We start from the raw sequence: 25,198 nt of genomic DNA, 5'->3' as shown, positions 1-25,198 counted from the left end.
CTAAAATGCCTACCGGCTGATCCGGTTCAACGCCTTCCGCACGCAGGGTACGTGCAAGACGGTTGGCCGTCTCATTGAGTTCTCGATAGGTCAATGATTGATGACCCAAAGCTACAGCAATATGATCCGGCGTGCGCTCTGCCTGCTCCTCAAACAGTTTTTGGATCGTGTGATTGCTTGGATATGCAGAGGCAGTGTCATTAAACTCTCCTGTAATTTGTTGTTTTTCCGCCGCTGTAACCAGTTCCAGCTCTTCTACGCAAACATTCGGGTTAAGCAAAACTTGCTCCAACAGGTTCACAAAATGTCTATGCAGACGCTCAATGTCTGTTTGATCAAAGCTTAACGCGTTATACATAAAACGAATCTTTATGCATTCTCCCGGCATAACGACGAGGTTCAGTTCGTAGTTGGTCTGCTCTGCAGCCACCACGTTGGAAATCGGGAATGGTTCCTGCCCGTCAATTCCCAGTTCCTCGACCTGCTCCTCCACCGGATAATTTTCAAACACCATAATATGGTTAATTAAATCCTGCTTCTGGTCGGTCAATGCCTGAATTTCAAACAGTGGATACGTATCATATGCATGAGAAGCCAGCGCCTGCTCTTGCATTTTCTTCATAACTTCTGCAAAAGATTCCCCTGCCTCGCAGCGGATGCGAACGGGAATGGTATTAATGAACAAGCCGATAATATCCTCGACCCCGATAATATCCGATGGACGACCTGAGACAACACTGCCAAATACGACATCACTGTGGTTGTTATATTTTTGCAGCACAATCCCCCATGCGGTTTGTAATAACGTATTCATGGTCACCTGATACCGCTTAGCCGTCTCCTCCACCCGGAGGGTCAGCTCACGCTCCAAATCCGTCGCCCAATCGCTGGCCTTGTAGCCTTCACTCTTTCGACCGGATTTTATAGCTGGTAGTGCTGTTTGCTGCTCATACCCGGATAAATAGCTGCTCCAGTAGTCGGCTGCCGCCTTGCGATCCTGTGCTTCCAGCCATTCAATATAGCTGCTGTACGGCACTGCCGGTGCCAACTCTGGCACTCTGCCCTCCTGAAGTGCTGCATAGCTTTCAAACACTTCTTTATTTATAAGGGACAGACACCAGCCGTCCATGACGATATGATGGAAGCTCCATACAAAATGATAGCTGTCTTCTCCGGTACGTAAAATCGCTACACGCAGCAGGACATCCCGACGCAGATCAAAGCCCCGTGCTCTATCTTCCAACTCGAAGCTTTTCACCCAGGTATCCCTTGTATCCACATCCAGATTGTGTAAATCTTCATATTGAAAGCCGCAATCCCGACTTCGATACACCACCTGCAACGGTTCCGTATCCCGGCCAAAATAAAAATGTGTACGCAGCGCCTCATGTCGCCGAACCAGAATATTCAGGCTTTCTGCAAAAGCCTGAATGTCCATCCGACCTCGCATATCATAAGAAACCTGCTCAAAATACGCGTCATTCGCGGCTGCTTGACTATCCAGCTGGCTGTGAAATAGCATCCCTTTTTGCATCGGGGTCAGTGCATATACATTGTCGACCTCACCCGCAGCACCCATTTCAGATAACAGGCTGTCCAAGCCCTCCACACTCATTCCTTTATAGGAAATATCACTTGGGGTCAGCTCCGGGTGTTCTTTATGAATGCAGTGCGTCAAAATTTCACGCAGACTCGATTCCAGTAATTTCGCCAATCGCTCTATCGTCTCCGGTCGATAGCAGGTACGGCTATAGCTAATCGTCAGACCCAACTGACCTCCCGAAATGATGCCGCCAAAATCCAGCGTATACGTCCGAGCCATGGTCGGGCTCAGCGGCATCCCACCCCCATATGAGGATGATTGCAAGTCGTTCCCTTTCATATCCTGATCGAACTGTCCCAAATAGTTAAAGCTGATTTCGGGATCTGTCGTAAATAGGGCTGGAGATGCCTCCGGTGCCTGTGTCTGGCGGTCGGCTAAATATTTCAGTACACCGTAGCCGATCCCTTTTTGCGGGATGCCGCGCAGTCCTTCCTTCACATGCTTAATCCGTTGCGAAAGAGCAATTTCTTCCGGCATATTAAGCAAAACAGGATATTGGCTTGTAAACCACCCTATGGTTCGGGTAATGTCTACCTCAGGTAAAATAGCTTCGCGTCCATGCCCCTCCAGATGAATCAGGAAACGCTCATATCCGCTCCACGCTTGCAATGCCATCCCTACTGCCGTCAGCAACAGATCATTAACCTCCGTGTGGTAGGCACGATTGGCCTGCTTCAGTAGCTGCTCTGTCTCCGCACTTGTCCATACAGCGGTAACCGACTCACTGTCACCAATCAACGGCTTTTCGTGCTCATGATGCCCATAATCCTGCGGCAAGGGAGCCAACTCGGCTTGTGCAAGCTCCTCCCAGTACGAGCGTTCACGTTCCATGGCTGGGCTATTGGCATAAGCGTACAACTGCTGGGCCCACGTTTGGAACGAATCCGTTTTATGAGGCAACTGAATCACCTGCTCTCCCTTGGAGGCTTGATCATAAGCAGTCGCCAAATCCTCGAATAAAATGCGCCAGGATACCCCGTCCACCGCCAAATGGTGAATCACGACCAGCAGATGATCTCCATCCGGGCAACGGAACAGCCCTAGCCTCATGAGCGGCCCTTCGCTTAGGGAAATGCCGGATTGAATTTCATTACATTTGGCTTCAATCATCTTCGCCAAATCGCCCTCATTTACGTCGCTGTCCCTATAACCAAAGATTTCCAGATGGTATGGTTCGCCTTCCTCTATACCACGATTCCATGCCGTATACCCGTTCTCCGACGAACGAAAAACCATACGCAATGCATCATGGTGCGCTGTAATCTGATGGAGCGCCTGCCGAAGTGCCTGTTCATCGTAGCCTTCTTGTCGATAGAGCATGACAGATTGGTTAAAATAGTGCGGCTCTGCCGTTGGCTGTTCAAAAAACCAGCGCTGAATCGGTGTAAGCAAAACAGATCCCGTAACCTCTCCCTGCTCTGCTATTCGGTTAACAGGCTGAATAAATTTGCTTAGTCCCGCAATCGTCGGGTATTTGAACAAGTCCTTCATCTCCAGCTTGTATCCAGCCTGAAACAATCGGGACGACACTTGAATGGCCTTGATGGAGTCGCCACCCAGATGGAAAAAGTTATCCTGTATGCCCACTCGCTGAATCCCAAGAATTGCCCCCCAGGCGGTAGCCAGTGCTTGCTGAACATCCGTCTCGGGTGCTACATAATCCATGCCTGTATCAACGTTTTGCTCCGGTGCAGGCAGGGCCCTGCGGTCTACTTTACCATTCAGCGTCAAAGGCAGTCTGGAAAGTTGCACAAAATAGGAAGGCACCATATAGCCAGGCAGATCCTGCGACAAAACGTTACGTAAGTCACTGGCGCTCAATTCGCTGTCTGTTACAAAATAAGCACACAACTGTTTTTGCCCGTTATCATCCTGCCGTACGGTAACAATCGATTCCTTCACTCCTGCAATCGTGGACAAACGGGTTTCTATTTCACCCAGCTCAATGCGGTAGCCGCGAATTTTGACCTGCTCATCCATTCTTCCCTTGTACTCCAACACGCCATCTGCACGCCAACGCACTAAATCCCCTGTACGATAGCAGTGCTCCCCGGGCCGGAACGGACTTTCTATAAACTTTTCCGCCGTGAGCTCCGGCCGATTCAGATATCCACGTCCCACACCGTCACCACCGACGATCAGTTCCCCCCAGGCTCCGATCGGCTGCAGCTTCAACGAACGATTGACCACATACGCGGTCGAATGATCAATCGGACGCCCAATGGGAATAGCTTGGGTTTGCGGTTCTGTAATGTCATAGATGGTGGAAAAGGTGGTGTTCTCCGTCGGCCCATAAATATTGGCCAAACGAAGCTGCGGGTACTCCTTCAGCACGCGGTTGACGTGGGGTATGGACAATACATCACCACCCACGAGCAATTCCTTCAGGGAGGCAAACACTCCAATGTCTTGCTGTGAATGCTGATTGAATAAAGCCGTGGTCATGAACATGGTGCTAATATGATACTTGTCAATCGCCTGTTTGAGCTTGGCGGCGTCCAAAATAGTGTCATGACTTACCAGATACAGTTGACCCCCGTTCAGCAGCGTTCCCCAGATTTCAAACGTGGAGGCATCGAACACCACGGCACCCATTTGTAGCATACGCGTATTTTCGTCAAGCGTGGCGTAGCTTTTGTTTTTCACCAAACGCACGACATTACGGTGATCGATCATCACGCCCTTCGGCTTGCCTGTCGTACCAGAGGTGTAGATCACATACGCAAGATCCGAGGAAGATCCCTCCATTGGAACAGCAGCAGATTCATCCACATGAGCGTAAAGTTCAGATTCGCTACTCCATCGTTGTTCATCACTCAAATCTATGATCGGAATACCTGGTTCAAAAGGAACCTGCTCACGTCGCTGTGAAAGTAACAGCCGAGTACTGGAATCCTCCAGTAAATAACGGATACGCTCCTCAGGATATTCGGGATCAATGGGAACGTAAGCCCCTCCGGCCTTCAAAATCGCCAGCATACCCACGATCATTTCAATGGAGCGCTCCGCCATAATCCCTACTCGCTGTATCTCTGGCTCGGAGCCACGCCGTATCCCATGGGAAGCGAGTATACGTGCCAGACGGTCGGAGCGTTCCTTCAGTTCGCGGTAGGTGAGCTGTGTGTCCCCAAAGGTGAGGGCCAGCCGATCCGGTGATTGTGCTGCCTGTTCCTCGAACAGCACATGCAGCACTTGATCACGTGGATACGGATAGTCTGCTACTGTATCGTTGAATTGCATTACAATCTGCTCTTTTTCTTGGTACGAAACCATTTCAATAGCCGAAAGAGCGATATCCGGCTGTTCTATCACCGCATGGATAAGCTGCTGCAAATGTACAGCCAGTCGTTCGATGGTTTCCCGTTTGTACAGTCGGGTTCCGTATTGAAGACCGCAGGCAATTTGCTCCCCATCCTCCATCGCGAACAGACTCAAATCAAATTTTGCAGTATTTTGTTCACTCGGATAGGGTGTCAATTGCAAGCCTTCCAGTTGCTGCTCCTTTTGCTCCAAATTTTGCAGAGCAAACATGGTATCAAATAACGGATTACGGCTTAAATCTCGATCCACGCCCAGCTTGTCCACCAGCTCTTCAAACGGATAATCCTGATGTTCAAACGCCTTCAGCGCGTTTTCCTTGACCTCCAATACATAATCGCGGAATGTCTTACCCCCTTCCGGAACATTGCGGATTGCCAGTGTATTCACAAACATCCCGATCAGGCTACCAAGATCAGCATGGGGCCGCCCCGCAATCGGTGAACCGACGATAATATCCTCCTGCCCGCTGTAGTGGCTAAGCAAAGTCGTATAAGCTGCCAGCAGCACCATATATAATGTCGATTCCGTCTGCTTTGCGATGCTTTTTAAACCTTCGCTCTGCCGTTGATCGAGTGTAAATTCCAGCACATCTCCTTCAAAGCTTCTCGTCGCCGGACGTGGATAATCGGTTGGTATATCCAGCACGGGTAGCTCTCCTGCGAAGGTATTCAGCCAGTAGCTTTCCTGCTGCCGATAGCGTTCACTTTGCTGCTGCTCCTGTTGCCAGGCGGCGTAGTCCTTATACTGAATGCGCAGCGGTGGCAGCGTGTAACCTGTATATAAATGGATGAAGTCCTGAATCATCACATTTATAGAGGTACCGTCCGAGATGATGTGATGCATATCCAGCAGCAAAATATGATGCTCTGGATCTGTTTCAATCAAACCGACTCGGAAAAGCGGAGCCTGTCCAAGATCGAACGGCTGGACAAAGTCGCGTACCAGTTCGTCCGTCTCCTTTGGGTCAGCTCCGTGGGCATGAATCAACTCCATACGGAAAGGAACCTCGTCATGTACTCGCTGGACAGGTTCACCGTTCATGGTCTCAAAGCTGGTACGCAATGTTTCATGGCGGTCAATAAGCTGGCGGAACGCATTGTCCAGTGCCTTATGATCAAGTGAACCTGTCAGTGTCAGAGCACCAGGAATGTTATAGCTAATTCCCGCTCCATCAAGCTGATGGAGGATATACATCCGTTTTTGTGCCGAGGATACCGCATAAAATGGCTTTTTCTCCGTAACAGGTATGGATTCATAGGCGGTTTGCTCCAGCGCTTCAATAACATGTGCAAGCTGTTCAATCGTCGGGTGCTGAAACAGGTCCTTTAGCTGTACATTTTTATGCAATTCCTTATGAATAAGCGATATGACATGTGTCGCTCGCAGCGAGTGCCCTCCTGCTTCAAAAAAGTTATCCTTAATCCCAATGCGCTCAAGCTCCAGCACATCTTTCCAGATACTCGCCAGTTGTACTTGTAATTGATTTTGAGGAGGTACATATTCTGCGCCTGAGCTTATACTTCCCTCCGGCTGCGGCAGCGCCCGCCGATCCACCTTGCCGTTCGGTGTCAGTGGCAATTGCTTCAGCTGTACAAAATACGACGGCACCATGTAGCCCGGCAGTTCCTGGCTCAAAGCGCTGCGCAGCTCACTTGCTGTTACTTCCTCATGGGTCGCCACATAAGCACAGAGCTGCTTTTGCCCCTGCTCATCCTCATGTGCAATCACGACCGCTTCTCGCACCGACTCCAGCTTTAACAGCTGCGCTTCCACCTCGCCCAGCTCGATCCGATAACCCCGGATTTTCACCTGGGCGTCGATCCGTCCCTTGTATTCCAGCGTCCCGTCCGCATTCCAGCGCACCAGGTCGCCTGTGCGATAGCAGCGTTCTCCGCTACGGAACGGGCTGTCGATGAACTTTTCTGCTGTCAGGTCTGGGCGATTCCGGTATCCACGGGCCACCCCGTCACCGCCGACGATCAACTCACCCCACGCCCCGACAGGCTGGAGCTGCATCGAGCGATCCACGACATACGCCGTTGAGTTAGGGATTGGGCGGCCAATCGGCACCGATTCGGATTGCACACCGGTGATCGCATGCATGGTGGAAAAGGTCGTATTTTCGGTCGGTCCATAGATGTTACTGATCCGCAGGGAAGGATGAGCCTCCAGCACCCGGTTCATATGTGGAACGGACATCACATCCCCGCCAACCAGCAGCTCCCGTATCCCCTCGAACAGCGCCAGATCCTGCTGGGACAACTGGTTAAAGAGCGGTGTGGTCAGAAACATCGTGGTAATGCCGTGGCTGCGGACCGCTTCCTTGAGCTTGGACGCATCCAAAATGACCTCCTGACTCACCAGCACCAGCTGTCCACCGTTCAATAGCGCACCCCAAATTTCAAAGGTGGACGCGTCAAAGACAACGGCCCCGGTCTGCAAAATACGCGTATCGGCATTCAATTGCGCGTAGTTTGTATTTTTCACCAGACGGACGACATTTCGGTGTTCCACCATAACCCCTTTGGGCTGGCCGGTTGTCCCAGAGGTGTACATGATGTAGGCCAAACGATCAGCAGCGGTTGCCTCCACTTGTTCTGATTGTGTAACTTCTGGTTGTAGAATTTCTGGTTGTGTGGTTGTAGTAGAAGCAAGCTCAGGACTAGCGGAAATGGAGTAGAGTGGATTCAAGAAATCTACGTATCCCATGTCAGTCGTGTCAGTATACGTCCCGTGATCATTCGGCAAAACAGGATCGTATCGATCAGCATCATCCGTTCCATAAATTGCGGAATCGCTCAGGTCGAGCACAGTTCCCTTAAAATCAACGGGCCGATGCTCCATTCGCTGTACGAGCAGTATGTTAGCACCAGAATCCTCCAGCAAATAGCGTACGCGCTCATTCGGGTAATCGGAGTCAATCGGCACATATGCTCCGCCTGCTTTGAGAATTGCAAGCATACCGATGATCATCTCAATCGAGCGTTCAGCCACAATGCCGACAGTCTGCTCGGTGCAGATCCCTTGCTTACGTAATGTATGAGCCAGACGGTTGGCCTTTTCATTCAATTCTCCATAGGTTAGGCTATCTTTTCCGAACACTACCGCCACCTGCTGTGGGACCTGCTTCACCTGTTTCTGGAACAATTCATGAATGGACGCATGACGTGGATAATCCACAGCTGTATCGTTGAAGGTATGAAGCAGTTGCTCCACTTCTTGCTCTGACAGCAGTTGTGCTGCGGAAATCTCCAGTTCTGGCTGATGCAGAACAACGCTGTACAACCGCAACAGCTGCTCAACAAAGCGTTCAATCGTCGCCTCGTTATAACGGTCGCTGCTGTACTTCACGTTCAGGGAAACCGCTGCATTTTCCCACTGAAATTGCAAATCCAGCTCAGACTGTACATAATTCGAAAAATCAGGAATATGGATATTTTGCATAGACGCCGTGGTGTAAATCAGAGGCTTTTCATCCTCGTTACGTGGAATTTCAAGCCCCTCGGTATAGTTCCAAAAAGGTATATTTTGGTGCTCAATCGCTTCGCTGACAGAGGTTTTGATTTGAGACAGCAAGGCTTTGAAGGTCGTTGTGGAATCCAGTGTGTTTTTCAGTATAAGCAGATGATTGATCGGCTTTGTAGCACCGTTGCCAGACTTGGCTACCGGAATGCCCAGCAGCACACGTTCCTCACCTGTGTACTTATGTAACAGACTTTCTACTCCAGCAAGCAGAACCATAAACACTGCCCATGGAGCGCCACCTGTTATAGACAATATTCGCCCGGAAATTTCAGATGGAAAAGTGAGCGTGTACGTAAGGGAATTTAAATTCGTTACAATTGCATCCTTGGACATGTTGTTGGTGTATGGAAGGCAGATGATATGATCCTCGGATTCCAGCTTATGACTCCAGTAATTTTTTTCCTTCTCAAATAAGGCTTTCAATGACATCCCTCCTGCTTTATGGGGTCTGTACCCCGGTTGGAATGGTGCGTTGTTACGTAGATGAGCGTTGTGTCGGAAAAATAATACTTTGCAGGCAAGGGCAGGCGGACAAATCGCCGCCCTCTGCACATGCAAAGTGAAATCATTGCATTTTAGAAAATGATTTAGAAAACAAAGTCGATGGAATCCGGTGAGAAGCCTTCCGGCTGCTCGCCCGAGTTCACCTGAATTTCGCTTAACAGCAGATCCGGGTTTGCCCCAACCTGTGACAGAATCGCTATCAAATCTTCCGTTAATCGTTCAATCGCCTCTGCCCCAAACAGCTTCGTGCAATATTCAAAGGAACCCTTGATCACCCCGTCTTCATCACTCATGGACAAGGTCAAATCAAATTTGGAGATACGATGCTCCCGAACATACGGACTGAAGGACAGGGTCTCAAGCTTCGCTTCCTGCGACTCCGTATTTTCCAGTGCAAACATGGTGTCAAACAATGGGTTACGGCTTGTATCCCGTGCTACATCCAGCTTTTCCACTAACTCTTCCAGTGGATAATCCTGATGCTCGAAGGCTTGCAGCGTACGATCTCTGGCTTCCAGCAAGTAGTTGTGGAACGTTTGGTTGCCCTTCGGCTGATGCCGGATGGCTAGCGTATTGACGAACATTCCGATAAGTGGCTCCAACTCAGGCAACAAGCGGCCTGCTACCGGAGTACCGATGATCAAATCGTCCTGACCGCTGTATTTGGACAGCAGAACGGTGTAGGCGCTCAATAGCACCATGTACAACGTACTTCCGGTCTGTGCCGCCATTCGGTGCAGTTGTTCGGATACATTCGGGTCAACTGTAAATTCATACAGCACACCCTCGAAGCTGCGAACAGCAGGTCTTGGATAAGCAATCGGCAAATCCAGTACCGGTAATTCTCCGGCTAAATGCTCCAGCCAGAAGTGTTCCCGGCGTTGATATGACTCACGCTGCATTTCCTGCTGCTGCCACACGGCATAGTCCTTGTACTGAATCGGCAGCGGCTCCAATTCCTGTCCCTCGTACAGCTGTACCAGTTCCTGCACGATATTGTTAGACGATACACCGTCTGAAATAATATGGTGCATGTCGTACATCAGGAAATGGCGCTCTGGTCCCGTTTGAATGATCCGGACACGCAGCAGTGGTGCCTGCCGAAGATCAAAGCTGCGTACAAAGGATTCGATATACGCTTCGGCTTCAGATTCACTAACCTGCAGGCGCTCTACTGCAAACTCAACCTGATCGTAAACCCGCTGAACGACCTCGCCTTCCACCATTTCAAAGGAAGTCCGCAACGTTTCATGGCGGGCTATTAACTGACGGAATGCTTCCTCCAGTCGATCTGCCTGAAGCGGTCCTTCCACCGTTAGCACATCCGGCATGTTGTAGCTGACATCCCCACCTTCCAGATGGCTCAAAATGTACAGACGTTTTTGAGCCGAGGAAACCGGGTAGTAGGCCTGTTTCGCCGCCGCAGGGATCACCGTATAGGTGTCTGTGCCGTGCGTAGCTATGAGCTGGGCCTGCTGCTCAATCGTAATGTGCTGGAACACCTCACGCAGTGTAATCCGGCTGTCCAGTTCCTGATGGATTTTGGCCACCAGCGTTGTTGCTCGCAGGGAGTGTCCACCCATGTCGAAGAATGAGTCGGTGACTCCTACGCTGGACAGCTTCAATACATCCTGCCAGATTTGAGCAAGCTTGACTTCCAGCGGTGTCCGCGGCGCAACATACTCCATGCCACCTTCGAGGCGCGTTTCCGGCGCAGGCAACGCCTTGCGGTCAATTTTTCCGCTTGGGGTCAGCTGGAAACGATCCAGTTGTACAACATATGTCGGGATCATGTAATCCGGCAGCTTCGGCTGCAGCGCGTTGCGCAGCTCCGGCAGACTCAGCGGTGCTGTGGCTACGATGTAGGCACACAGGTCCTTATGTCCGTCTTCGCTTTCCCATGCCGTGACCACGGCTTTCTGAATGCCGTCTACGGTCAGCAGCTGTGCTTCCACCTCGCCCAGCTCGATCCGGTACCCCCGGATTTTCACCTGGTGGTCGATCCGGCCTAAATACTCGATGCTTCCATCTGGAAGCCATCGGGCCAGGTCGCCCGTCCGGTACATCCGGTGGATGTGGGCATCTGGAGCTTGTTCAGCTTCCAGTGAAGCTGAGGCAAACGGATTCGGTATGAACTTCTCTGCTGTCAGTTCCGGCAGGTTCAGGTATCCTCTTCCTACACCTGCACCTCCGATATAGAGCTCACCTGCGATACCGATCGGCACCAGTTGCTGCTGGCTGTTCAGGATGTACACAGACTGGTTCGCTATCGGCGTTCCGATGGATACGGTGTGTTCACCTTTTTCCAGCAGCACGTTCAGGGCTTCTACATCTTCAATCGTATAAGCTGTTGCATCTACCGTCGTTTCGGTCGGACCATACACATTGGTAATTACCGGGCGGTACCCGGACCACTTGTGCAGGAACACATTGACCAGTTGTACAGATAATGCTTCACCGCCGATCAGGTAATGCTTCACTTCTGGCGCTTCCGTCACACTGACGCTTTCGTTCAAAATATGCAGATGCGCAGGTGTGCCGTCCGACAGATCAATTCGGTGCGTTCGGTAGTAGGCGATCAAATGCTCCCCGCTCAGGCTGACGTCACGGGATACCACATGCAAGGTGTGGCCTAATAACAAGCTGGCAAAGATTTGCTTCACCGAAGCGTCAAATACAAATGCCGACAGCCATGCGACATGAAGCGGCTGTTCATAACGGCTGTATACTCGCTCAAATAAAGCATCTACCAGATTGCTGACACTGCCCTGCTCGATCATGACACCTTTCGGCTGACCGGTTGTGCCTGACGTGTAAATCATATAGGCCAGGTTATGCGGGCGGGCCACAGGGATTAGGTTGCTCGCATCCTGTGCTCCCAATTGAGCTTGAACGTTCTCATCGTCAAGAACTACTGCTCGAACTGTGGATGGCAAGCTGAGTGAGAGATTGGCGACTCTGCTTGTAATCACGACCTTTGCCCCGCTGTCTTGGAGCATATAGTCGATACGTTCCTGCGGATACATGGTATCCATTGGCACATACGCGCCTCCGGCCTTAAGTACTCCTAGAATGCTCACCAGGATATCGGCAGAACGTTCCAGTAACACGCCTACCGGTTGATCTGCATCGACTCCTTCCGCTTGTAACACACGGGCCAATCGGTTCGCACGCTCGTTCAGCTCGGCGTAGGTCAGCGCCGTGTCCCCGGACACGACCGCTACCCGATCAGGGCTGCGCTTCGCTTGCTCTTCAAATCGTTCGCTGAGCGAGCGACCTTGTTCTATTCCACGCACGCTATGCGCGTTCGGGTCATTGAACACCTTCAGAATCCGCTCGGTTTCTTCCGCTGTAATCAGCTCCAGCTCGCCCAGCTTCGCATCCGGGTTCGCTGCCACGGCTTCGGCCAAACGAATGAAGTGACGTGTCATCCGTTCTACGGTTTCCCGTTGATACAACGCGGTTGCATACTGCAATCCAAACTGGATGCCTACCTCTTCCTCTCTGGCTTCCAGCATCAAATCAAACTTGACTGGCGTTTGTTCCAAGCCGTATGGACGGAAGCTTAGGTCTGTCAGCTGCAATTCGCTTTCCTCCGTGGTTTGCAGCGTAAACATCGTATCGAACAGCGGATGGCGGCTCATATCCCGCTTCACGTTCAGCTTTTCCACCAGTTCCTCAAATGGATAGTCCTGATGTTCGTATGCTTGCAGGGCACGATCTTTCACTTCTTCCACGTAGCTGCGGAAGGTATGCTCCGCCGTCGGATAGTTCCGTAAGGCCAACGTACCGACGAACATCCCGAGGATCGGCTCCAGATCCGCATGTGGTCGTCCTGCAATCGGCGTGCCGACCACAATATCCTCTTGTCCGCTGTATTGATGCAAGAGTGCAGTGTATGCCGCCAGCAGCACCATATACAGCGTGGAGCCTGTGTGCGCCGCCAGTTCTTTCAGGCGTTCGCTAACTTCATGCTCCAGTCCGAACACGACCGTATCCCCTGCCGTACTGCGTACCGCCGGACGGGCAAAGTCCGTAGGTATATCCAGCACAGGCAACTCACCCCGGAAGGTGTCGAGCCAGTACGCTTCCTGACGCTGCATCCACTCCTGATGGGCTTCGCTTTGCTGCCATACCGCATAATCCTTGTACTGAATCCGCAATGGCGATAGCTCTTCACCCTCATACAAGCGGACAAATTCATCGGTCAGTACCTCCATAGACACACCATCCGAAACGATATGATGCATGTCGAGCATGAGCAAATGCTGCGATTCTTGCTCCACTCCTTGTACGCCCAGGTCCACCAAGCCTACCCGCAGCAGCGGCGCAGCTTGCAGATTGAACGGACGGACAAATCGCCGCACCTGCTCTTGCGCTTCCTTGCTGACCATCGTGTCCGTAGTCGTAGCCTCTGCCTGTACCTTCGTATATTCCACCTCGAACGGCACCGTGTCCTCAATCCATTGCATCGGCTCACTGTCCACCAGTTCAAAGCGGGTACGCAAGGTCGCATGGCGGGCGATCAGTTGACGGAACGCGTCCTCTACTCGTTTCACATCCAGCGGACCACTCACTTGCAGCACCGACGGCATGTTGTAGTTCACATCATTCGGGTCGAACTGATGCAGCACATACAGTCGTTTTTGCGCCGAGGATAACGGGTAGAATACACGGGCTTCCGTCACCGGAATGGATGCATAGTTCACTTGATCCAGCTGTTCCAGAATGGCTGCCAGTTGTTCAATCGTTGGTGCTTCAAAAATACTGCGCAATGGAAGCGACTTATTCAGCTCCTTGTGAATCTTCGAGACTAGGGTTGTCGCCCGCAGTGAATGTCCGCCAATCTCAAAGAAGTTTTCCTTCACTCCAACCTGTTCCAATCCAAGTACATCTTGCCAAATTTGGGCCAACTTCACTTCCACCCATGTCCGCGGTGCAACATAATCCGCTCCGCTTTGCAGACTGACCTCTGGTGCCGGTAGTGCTTTGCGGTCGATTTTACCGTTTGGTGTCAGCGGCACCTGCTCCAAGTGGATGAAATATGACGGCATCATGTAGCCTGGCAGCTCCTGGCTTAAAGCGCTGCGTAGCTCACTTGCCACAACTTCCTCATCGGTGACCACATAAGCGCAGAGCTGCTTCTGCCCTTGCTCATCTTCTCGTGCGATGACCACAGCTTCTCGCACCGCCTCCAGCTTCAGCAACTGGGTTTCTACCTCGCCCAGCTCGATCCGGTAGCCGCGAATTTTCACCTGTGCGTCGATCCGTCCCTTATATTCCAGGGTCCCGTCCACATTCAAGCGTACTAGGTCGCCTGTGCGATAGCAGCGTTCTCCGCTGCGGAACGGGCTGTCGATGAACTTTTCGGCCGTCAGATCCGGACGGTTGAGGTATCCACGTGCCACCCCGTCACCGCCCACGATCAGTTCTCCCCATACGCCGATAGGCTGGAGCCGCATCGAACGGTCCACGACATACGCCGTCGAGTTATGGATCGGTCTGCCAATTGGTACCGATCCTGATTGCACGCCAGTAATCGCATGTGTTGTAGAGAAGGTCGTATTTTCGGTCGGACCGTAGCCGTTAATAATCTGCAGGTTCGGATGGGCTATCATTACCCGGTTAATATGCGGTACAGACAGCACATCACCACCGACCAACAGCTCCCGTACCCCCTCAAACAGATCGAGATCCTGCTGGGACAGCTGGTTAAAGAGCGGCGCGGTCAGCCACATCGTGGTAATGCCATGATTGCGAACAGCTTCCTTAAGCTTGGGCCCGTCCAAAATGACATCCTGACTTACCAGCACCAGCTGTCCACCATTCAATAGCGCACCCCAAATTTCAAAGGTGGATGCGTCGAAGACAATAGCCCCTGTCTGCAAAATGCGCGTGTCGGCATCCAACTGCGCATAGTTAGTATTTTTCACCAAACGTACAACATTACGGTGTTCTACCATGACGCCCTTTGGCTGGCCCGTCGTACCCGACGTATAAATCACATACGCAAGGTCATTCGGACCGGACAACGCCTCTAGATGGGAGCCATCCTCGTGGTACACACCCTGTGCCCCATCCAACACCAGTACGTTGCCATTAAAAGCAGCTTTGTCCAGCAGATGGCTTTGCGTCAACAACAGCTCTGCCCCCGAGTCATTCAGCATGTAGCGGATACGCTCTTCTGGATACGTCGGATCGATCGGAACATATGCACCCCCGGCTTTCAAAATGCCTAAGATACCCACGATCAAGTCTACCGAACGCTCGGTCATCAGTCCCACCAGGCGATCCTTCGTCACGCCTTGATTGCGCAGAGTACGAGCCAGACGAGTCGCGCGTTCATTCAGCTCGCGATAGGTCAACTGCTCTCCTTCGAAGAACAATGCTGCCTGCTCCGGTGTCTGCGCTGCTTGTGTTTCGAACAAGCCATGGATCGTTTGCTCGCTTGGATACTTGACGGTTGTATCTCCCCATACGCCCAGAATTTGCTCGCGCTCCTGCTCACTTAAAACATCCAACTCATGCACTCGAATGTCTGGCTTCGCTGTCACTTGCTCCAGCAGCTGCACCAGATGGCCCTGAGTCCGTTCAACGGCTTCACGATCATAGAGCTTTGCATTGTATTCAAATCGGATTTTCATCGCTTCCAGCGGAATGACGAGCAAATTGAAATCATAGTTGGTTTGTTCAATCATGCCTGCATTGCTAATTTCAAAATCCGATTCTGCACCTTCGCCAAGTTGCTCGACCTGCTCCTCCACCGGATAGTTTTCGAACACGATAATGTGGTTGATCAGGTTTTGCTTTTGCTCGCTTAAGGCTTGAATTTCATATAGCGGATACGTTTCATAAGCTTGAGAAGCCAGCGCCTGCTTCTGATTCGCTCTGATCATGTCGGCAAATGTATCCTCAGTTCCACTGCGGATACGTACTGGAATGGTGTTAATGAACAAGCCCACCATATTTTCGATACCCGAAATATCAGCCGGACGACCAGACACTACGCCGCCAAAAACAGCGTCATCACTACCGTTGTACTTTTGAAGCAGCAAGCCCCATGCCGTTTGCAATAATGTATTCGTGGTCACGTGGTGCTGCTTGGCAACCATTTCAATGCGGCCTGTCAAATCCTTGCCCAGATCGCACAGCACATGCTCAAATTGTGCACCGTCCGCCTTTACTCCTACTTTTCCGGTCGGAATCGAAGTTTGCTGATCATAGTCGAGCAAATAATCATTCCAGTATGAAGATGCAGCCTCTACATCCTGTGCTTCAAGCCACTCAATATACTGACTGTATGGAGTAACCGGGGCAAGCTTTGGTTCTCTATGCTCGACGGCTGCAAAATAAGCCTCAAACACCTCATCCGTTACCAACGCCACACACCAGCCATCCATCAAGATGTGATGAGAGCTCCACACAAAATAATAATCCTCGTCACCTGTTCGTAAAATCGCCACGCGCATCAATGCATCCCGGGACAAATCGAATCCGGCGGCCTTGTCTTTGCGAATAAATTCCTTCACATACGCGTCACGCTCCTGCTCATCCAAATGACGCAGATCTTCATATTTGAAACCAATATCCTTGCGGCGGAAAATGACCTGCACAGGCTCATCCTGCCAACCACTGTAGAAATTAGCTCTAAAAATCTCATGCCGCTGCGCCAAATGATTCAAGCTATCTTGGAAAATATTCGCTTGGAAGCGTCCGCGCAAATCAAATGTCGTTTGTTCAAAATAAGCACCTGACTCTGCATCCATCAGACTATGGAACAACATACCTTTTTGCATCGGCGTTAACGCATATACATTTTCCAGTTCGCCAATGTCACGAGTCTGCTCTACCAATTGATCCAGCTCGGCCATGGTTACATTTTTAAGCATTACATCGCTTGGAGTCAGCTCCTGCTGTTTGCGGCCTGCGCAATGCGCAATGATTTCCCGCAAGCTAGTTCTGAACTCCTCGGCTAGCTGCTCCATCGTTTCACGGCGATATTCCTGATTGCTGTAGCTGATCGTCAATTGCAGTTCGCCCTCGGAAATCATTCCATTAATGTCTAGCGTGTGCGATCTGGCTGCATGTGCGCCAAGCTCTTCACCGCTGGAGTAAGGAGATATGTCAATGGATTGATTTTGCATATCTTGATCAAATTGTCCTAAATAGTTAAAGCTGATTTCAGGTTCGGTTACAAAACGCTCTTGCTCACGTGCGGCGGACAGGTATCTCAAAATACCGTAGCCAATACCCTTTTGCGGGATGCGACGCAGCCCTTCTTTCACATTTTTGATGCACTGTGAAAGGCCTTGTCCCACGCTCATATCCAGCACAACCGGGAATTGAGTCGTAAACCAGCCAACGGTGCGAGTAATATCCAGCTCTGGCAAAATGGATTCCCGTCCATGACCTTCCAGGTTGACGAGCACTCGTCCAATGCCAGCCCAGCGATGAATCGTCATTCCCAATGCCGTAAGCAGCAAATCATTCATATCCGTGTTGTAGGCACGATGTGCCTGTTTTAACAGTTGCTCCGTTTCCTGAGCTGTCCACGTGGCAGTAACGATCTCGCTGTCCCTATTTAAGGAATAGGACTGTGGCTGGTCTTTTGGAAGCGGCTCATACATTCCCTGTTCAATTTCTTGCCAGAATGCGAGTTCCGCTGCAATTTCCTGACCGTTCGCATATTGAGATTGTCCATCAGCCCAGGTGCGGAACGAATCCGTTTTGTACGGAAGACGAGTCGCTTGTCCGTTCAATGCCTGCTCATAGGCTGTCGTAATATCCTCGAACAAAATGCGCCAGGATACGGTGTCCACCACTAAGTGATGAATCGCAATCAGCAAATGATCTCCATCTGGGCAATGGAACAGCCCCAGCTTCACCAGCGGTCCTTCACTCAAATCAATTCCAGCTTGAATTTCATTCGCTTTGGCCTCAATGGCCGCAGACACCTCAGTCTCATTGCGGAAGTCCGTCTGTTCCAGCGTGTACAGCTTACCTTCACCAATCGCACGGCTCCATGCTTCGTATCCGTGATCGGTAGGACGGAAAATGGTACGCAGCGCGTCGTGATGGCTAACAATTTGCTCCATCGCTGTACGCAATGCCTTTTCATCAAAACCTTCCTTGCTATGCAGCATGATGGACTGGTTATGATAATGAGCATCCGTCAGGTTTTGCTCAAAGAACCATTGTTGAACTGGTGTCAGCTTCACAGCGCCCACCACTTCGCTCTGATCTGCCAATCTTGTCACAGATTGGATTTTCAGCGCCAATGCAGACAGCGTTGGATTGCTGAACAGGTCTTTCATGTTCAGTCGGTAGCCTGCTTGCAGCAATCGGGACGATACCTGCAGCGCCTTGATCGAATCGCCGCCCAGCTCGAAGAAGTTATCTTGCGTGCCTACCGTTTCCACGCCGAGCACCCCGGTCCATACCGAAGCCAGTACCTGCTCGACCGTTGTACGCGGTGCTACATAGGCTGCACCTGTATGGATACTTCCTTCCGGCTCCGGCAAGGCCTTGCGGTCGATTTTGCCGTTGCTCGTCAGCGGTATCGTCTCCAGACGCATCAAGCGTGCTGGCACCATGTGCGCTGGCAGCCCTGCTTCCAGCTCGGCCTGTACCTCCTCGATCCGCAGCTCCGCTTCTCCCGTGATATAGCCGCACAAATACTTGTGCCCACGCTCATCTGTCCGGTCGATCACGACCGCTTGACGCACACCCGGCACCCGTTGAATCGCCGTTTCGATCTCGCCCAGTTCAATCCGGTAGCCCCGGATTTTGACCTGATAGTCCATCCGGCCGATGAAGTCCACGTTCCCGTCCGGCATCCACCGCGCCAAGTCACCCGTGCGATACAATCGTTCACCCGGCACGTACGGATTCGCCACGAATTTCTCGGCCGTCAGGTCGGCACGGTTCAGGTATCCCCGTGCCACCCCGGCTCCGCCAATGCACAGCTCGCCCAGTACGCCGACAGGTACCGGATTCAGTTGGCTGTCCACGATATAAAAGCGGGCGTTCAGCCACGCCTGACCAATCGGCACACTGCCGCTGCTTGGCAGCTTCGATAGCTCTTCGTCATAGAAGCTGGAGTCAATCGCTGCTTCCGTTACGCCGTAGCTGTTAATAATCCGAGTATCTGCGCCAAATCGTTCTTGCAGCACCCGGTAATCCGTCACGCTGCAGCTATCCGAGCTGGTGATCAGCAGTTCCAGACTGCTCATGTCCAGCCCCTGTTCATGCACATGCTGCATGAACGGTACGATCAGGGCCGGTGTCGATTCGAATACCGTAACCTGATAATCGCGAATCCAGCTATACAGACGGCCTGGATCAATCCGGTCGTCTTTCGGGCAGATGACCATCGTTCCGCCGTTATAGAGCGCCCGTGCGATATCCCCAACGAATACGTCAAAGGAGAAGCTCGCCAGCTGCAACAATCGTACCGGGAACTGGTTCAGACGGTAATCCCGGCGATATGCCGCAGCCGTATTCACCAAGCTGCGATGCTCGATCATGACTCCCTTCGGACGTCCCGTTGTTCCGGAGGTGTAGATCACATACGCCAGATCCTGCGGCTCATTGATATGTTCGATATCCGCAATATCCCCGGTGTACAGCGACTCATCGTCCAACGCCAGTACAGTCTGCAAACGCAGTCCTGTTGCTGGTTCGGATGTTGCTTTGTTTTCATCCAGCCATACCTGCGCACGCTCCTGCAAGCCTGTTTGGGTCAACAGTACCGTAGCACCGCTGTCCTCCAGCATGAAACGAATACGTTCTGACGGATAGTCTGCATCCAGTGGCACATATGCGCCTCCAGCCTTCCACACCGCCAGTACGCCGACCAGCATGTCTACCGAGCGTTCGCTCAAGATGCCGACAATCGACTCGCGTCCAATGCCTTCATTTCGCAATCTACGAGCCAATTGGTTCGCACGCTCGTTCAGTTTGCGGTACGTAAGTTGTTGCTCCTCGTACACAACCGCCACGTGATCCGGTACAAGCTGCGCCTGTTCTTCCACAATGGCATGGAACAGGGCTCCTGCTTCAACGGCAGTAACATCCGATACTCCCACATCTCCAAAACCGTAGATGATTTGTGCTTTTTCCTCGACGGTTACCATATCCAAAGATGCCAGTGGCTGCTGTGGATGAAGTGTAATGGCACGAACGAGTTCGGTAAAATGCTTGGCCAACCGCTCGATGGTTTCAGGCTTGTACAGCGCCGTGCTGTATTCCAGACTGCACAGAATACCTTCCGGCTGCTCCACTGCATCCAGAGTCAAATCAAATTTGGCAGTATTATTTTCCGTCGGATACGCCTTTAAGGTCAGACCTTCCAGTTGCAATTCCTGCTGCTCAAATGTTTTCAACTCAAACATCGTGTCAAACAGTGCATTTCGGCTCGTATCCCGCGTCAAATTCAGCTTTTCAACCAGCTCTTCAAAAGGATAGTCTTGATGCTCATAAGCACTGAGCGCATGCTCTTTGACCTCCTGCAGGTAATCAAGGAACGCTTTGTCGCCAGACGGATAATTGCGGATCGCCAACGTGTTGAGGAATACACCTATCAGGCCATCCAACTCCGCATGTGGTCTTCCGGCAATTGGCGTTCCGACGATAATGTCCTCCTGCCCCGAATATTTATGCAAAAGCGTGCTATACGCTGCAAGCAACACCATGTACAAGGTTGATCCGGTTTGAGCGGCCAGCTGTTTCAACTGCTCACTGTCCTCCATGCTGATCGCAAAATCCAATCGAGCTCCTTCCAGACGCTGTACGGCTGGTCTTGCAAAATCTGTTGGCATATCCAGCGCCGGAATTTCACCAGCCATGGTTTTCAGCCAATAGCCTTCTTGCTCACGAAGACGTTCACTTTGCATATCTGCATGCTGCCAAACGGCATAGTCCTTGTACTGGATGCGAAGTGGCGGCAGCTCCTTGCCTGCATACAATTGAGAGAGCTCCTGCACGATGATTCCCTCAGTAACGCCATCCGAAATAATATGGTGCATGTCATAGAGCATAACGTGACGTTGCGGTCCGTTTTCCACCAACTGAACCCGCAGCAACGGTGCTTGCGCGAGATCAAATGCACGTACAAAGTCCAGTGCGTACTGCTGTGTCTCTTCTTCGCTTGCCTGCACATACTCCACGTTGAATTCGACACTTGGATCAATACGTTGAACAACCTCGCCATCCACCATATCGAATCTGGTTCGCAGGGTTTCATGACGGGCAATCAGCTGGCGGAAAGCTTGCTCCAGTCGCGTTTTATCCAGGGAACCTTCAATAATCAAAGCTTCCGGCATGTTGTAGCTAACCTCTCCACCTTCCAGGTGACTCAAAACATACATCCGTTTTTGCGCCGAGGAAACTGGATAATATGCGCGCTCCTCCACAACAGGTATGGATACATACGTTTGCTGTGTCTGATGTTCACCCATCACCTGTACCAATTGCTCAATCGTCGGATATTGGAAAATATCTCGCAGCGCCAGCTTGTGATGCAGCTCCTGATGAATTTTCGCCACCAGTGTTGTGGCGCGCAGAGAATGTCCTCCCACTTCAAAGAAGTTATCCTTAATGCCTATCTGCGAATGATTCAGTACACTTTGCCAGACACGTACCAGTTGCTCTTCCAGCAATGTCCGCGGCGCAACGTATTCCGTGCCTCCCAAGCGCGCTTCCGGCGCAGGCAACGCTTTGCGGTCGATTTTTCCGTTTGGTGTCAGCGGGAAATGATCCAGTTGTACGACATACGTCGGGATCATATAGCCCGGCAGCTTTGGCTGCAGCGCTTTGCGCAGATCCGGCAAACTCAGCGCCTCTGAGGCTACAAGATACGCACACAGGTCCTTGTTTCCGTCTTCGTTTTCCCAGGCAGTGACCATGGCTTTCTGAATGCCTTCCACGGTCAACAGCTGCGCTTCCACCTCGCCCAGTTCAATCCGGTAGCCCCGGATTTTGACTTGATAGTCCATGCGGCCGATAAAGTCCACATTTCCGTCCGGCATCCACCGCGCCAAATCGCCTGTGCGGTACAATCGTTCACCCGGCACGTACGGATTTGCCACGAATTTCTCGGCCGTCAGGTCGGCACGGTTCAGGTAACCCCGTGCCACCCCGGTCCCGCCAATGCATAGCTCGCCCAGTACGCCGATAGGCACCGGATTCAGCTGGCTGTCCACGATATAAAAACGGGCGTTCAGCCACGCTTTGCCAATCGGCACACTGCCGCTGCTTGGCAGCTTCGATAGCTCTTCGTCGTAGAAGCTGGAGTCAATCGCCGCTTCCGTTACACCATAGCTGTTAATAATACGAGTATCTGCACCAAACCGCTCTTGCAGCACTCGGTAATCCGCCACGTTGCAGCTATCCGAGCTGGTGATCAGCAGTTCCAGACTGCTCATGTCCAGCCCCTGTTCATGCACATGCTGCATGAACGGTACGATCAGGGCTGGTGTCGATTCAAACACCGTAATCTGATAATCGTGAATCCAGCCATACAGACGGCTGAGATCAATCCGATCGTCTTTCGGACAAATGACCATCGTTCCGCCGTTATAGAGCGCCCGTGCGATATCCCCGACGAATACGTCGAAGGAGAAGCTCGCCAATTGCAGCAACCGTACCGGGAACTGGTTCAGACGATAATCCCGGCGATACGCCGCAGCCGTATTCACCAAGCTGCAATGCTCAATCATGACCCCTTTCGGACGTCCCGTTGTACCGGAGGTATAGATCACATACGCCAGATCCTGCGGTTCGTTGACAGGTTCGATATCAGTGGTATCCCCGATGTACAGCGACTCATCATCCAACGCCAGCATAGTCTGCAAGCACAGTCCAGTTACTCGTGCCTCCAGCCATACCTGCGCACGCTCCTGCAAGCCTGTTTGGGTCAACAGTACCGTCGCACCGCTGTCCTCCAGCATGAAACGAATACGTTCTGACGGATAGTCTGCATCCAGCGGCACATATGCGCCTCCAGCCTTCCACACCGCCAGTACGCCGACCAGCATGTCTACCGAGCGTTCACTCAAAATGCCGACGATCGACTCGCGACCAATGCCTTCATTTCGCAATCTACGAGCCAATTGGTTCGCACGCTCGTTTAGTTTACGGTACGTAAGTTGTTGCTCCTCGTACACAACCGCCACGTGATCCGGTACAAGCTGCGCCTGTTCTTCCACAAAGGTATGGAACAAGGCTCCTGCTTCAACAGCAGCAACATTCGATACCCCCACATCTCCAAAGCCGTAGATGATTTGTGCTTTTTCCTCGACGGGTACCATATCCAAAGCTGCCAGTGGCTGCTGCGGATCAAGTGTAATCGCACGAACAAGTTCGGTAAAATGCTTGGCCAATCGCACAATGGTTTCAGGCTTGTACAGCGCCGTGCTGTATTCCAGACTGCACAGAATACCTTCCGGCTGCTCCACTGCATCCAGGGTCAGATCAAATTTGGCAGTATTATTTTCCATCGGATATGAATTTAGAGTAAGACCTTCCAACTGCAACTCCTGCTGCTCCAATGTTTTCAACTCAAACATCGTGTCAAACAGTGCATTCCGACTTGTATCCCGCGTTAAATTGAGCTTCTCAACCAGCTCTTCAAAAGGATAGTCTTGATGCTCATAAGCACTGAGTGCATGCTCTTTGACCTCTTGCAGATAATCAAGGAACGATTTGTCGCCAGACGGATAATTGCGGATCGCCAACGTGTTGATGAATACACCTACCAGGCTCTCCAGTTCCGCATGCGGTCTTCCCGCAATCGGCGTTCCAACCACGATGTCCTCTTGGCCCGTGTATTTATGCAAGAGCGCGGTGTACGCCGCCAGCAGCACCATATACAGCGTGGAGCCTGTTTGCGCCGCCAGTTCTTTCAGACGTTCGCTAACTTCACGCTCCAGTCCAAATTCGATCGTATTCCCTGCTGTACTCTGCATCGCCGGACGGGCAAAGTCGGTTGCCAGATCCAGCACAGGCAGTTCGCCTCGGAAGGTGTCGAGCCAGTACGCTTCCTGACGCTGCATCCACTCCTGATGAGCTTCGCTTTGCTGCCATACCGCATAATCCTTGTACTGAATCCGCAATGGCGACAGCTCTTCACCGTCATACAAGCGGACAAATTCATCGGTCAGTACCTCCATAGACACACCATCCGAAACGATATGATGCATGTCGAGCATGAGCAAATGCTGCGGTTCTTGCTCCACTCCTTGTACGCCCAGGTCCACCAAGCCTACCCGCAGCAGCGGGGCGACTTGCAGATCGAACGGACGTACAAAGCGCCGCACCTGCTCTTGCGCTTCCTTGCTGACCATCGTGTCCGTATCCGTAGTAGTCGTATCCTCTGCCTGTACCTTCGTATATTCCACCTCGAACGGCACCGTGTCCTCAATCCATTGCATCGGCTCGCTGTCCACCAGTTCAAAGCGGGTACGCAAGGTCGCATGGCGAGCGATCAATTGACGGAATACGTCTTCTACTCGTTTCACGTCCAGCGGACCACTCACCTGCAGCACGGACGGCATGTTGTAGTTCACATCATTCGGGTCGAACTGATGCAGCACATACAGTCGTTTTTGCGCCGAGGACAACGGATAGAAGGCACGAGCTTCCGTTACCGGAATGGACGCGTACGCCACTTGATCCAGACTTTCCAGAACCGCTGCCAGTTGTTCAATCGTTGGTGCTTCAAAAATACTCCGCAGTGGAAGCGGCTTGTTCAGCTCCTTGTGAATCTTCGAGGCCAGGGTTGTCGCACGCAGCGAATGTCCGCCAATCTCGAAGAAGTTTTCCTTTACACCGACCTGCGCCAAGCCCAGCACATCCTGCCAAATTTGCGCCAGCTTCACTTCCACCCACGTCCGCGGTGCGACATAATCCGCTTCGCTTTGCAGGCTGCCTTCTGGTGCTGGCAGTGCCTTGCGGTCGATTTTGCCGTTCGGACTCAGCGGCATCTGCTCCAGCTGTACAAAGTACGATGGCACCATATAGCTTGGCAGCTCCCGGCCCAGTTCACTTCTCAGCTCGCTGGCTCCGAGCTCTTGTCCGGCAACGTAGTACGCCACCATTTGTTTTTGCCCTGTTTCATCTGCACGGGCCATGACTACAGCTTCTCGTACCGACTCCACCTTCAACAACTGCGATTCGACCTCGCCCAGCTCGATCCGGTACCCCCGGATTTTCACCTGATGGTCGATCCGGCCCAAATATTCGATA

General features: G+C 51.9%; 2 protein-coding genes. Both read right to left on the bottom strand.

The window, feature by feature from the left end; all coding sequences use genetic code 11:
* On the bottom strand, positions 1–8,872 hold an 8,872-nt coding region (locus tag ACWXW9_RS27875), incomplete at its 3' end, for an amino acid adenylation domain-containing protein (protein ID WP_494932037.1).
* A gap of 164 nt (positions 8,873–9,036) precedes the next feature.
* Positions 9,037–25,198 (bottom strand): non-ribosomal peptide synthase/polyketide synthase (locus ACWXW9_RS27870; protein WP_494932036.1); only part of this gene is annotated, 16,162 nt, incomplete at its 5' end.

The sequence above is a fragment of the Paenibacillus sp. LT-B23 genome, assembly GCF_059417685.1.
The sequence above is the reverse complement of the archived record's forward strand: the minus strand, read 5'-3'. Positions and strand labels throughout refer to the sequence as shown.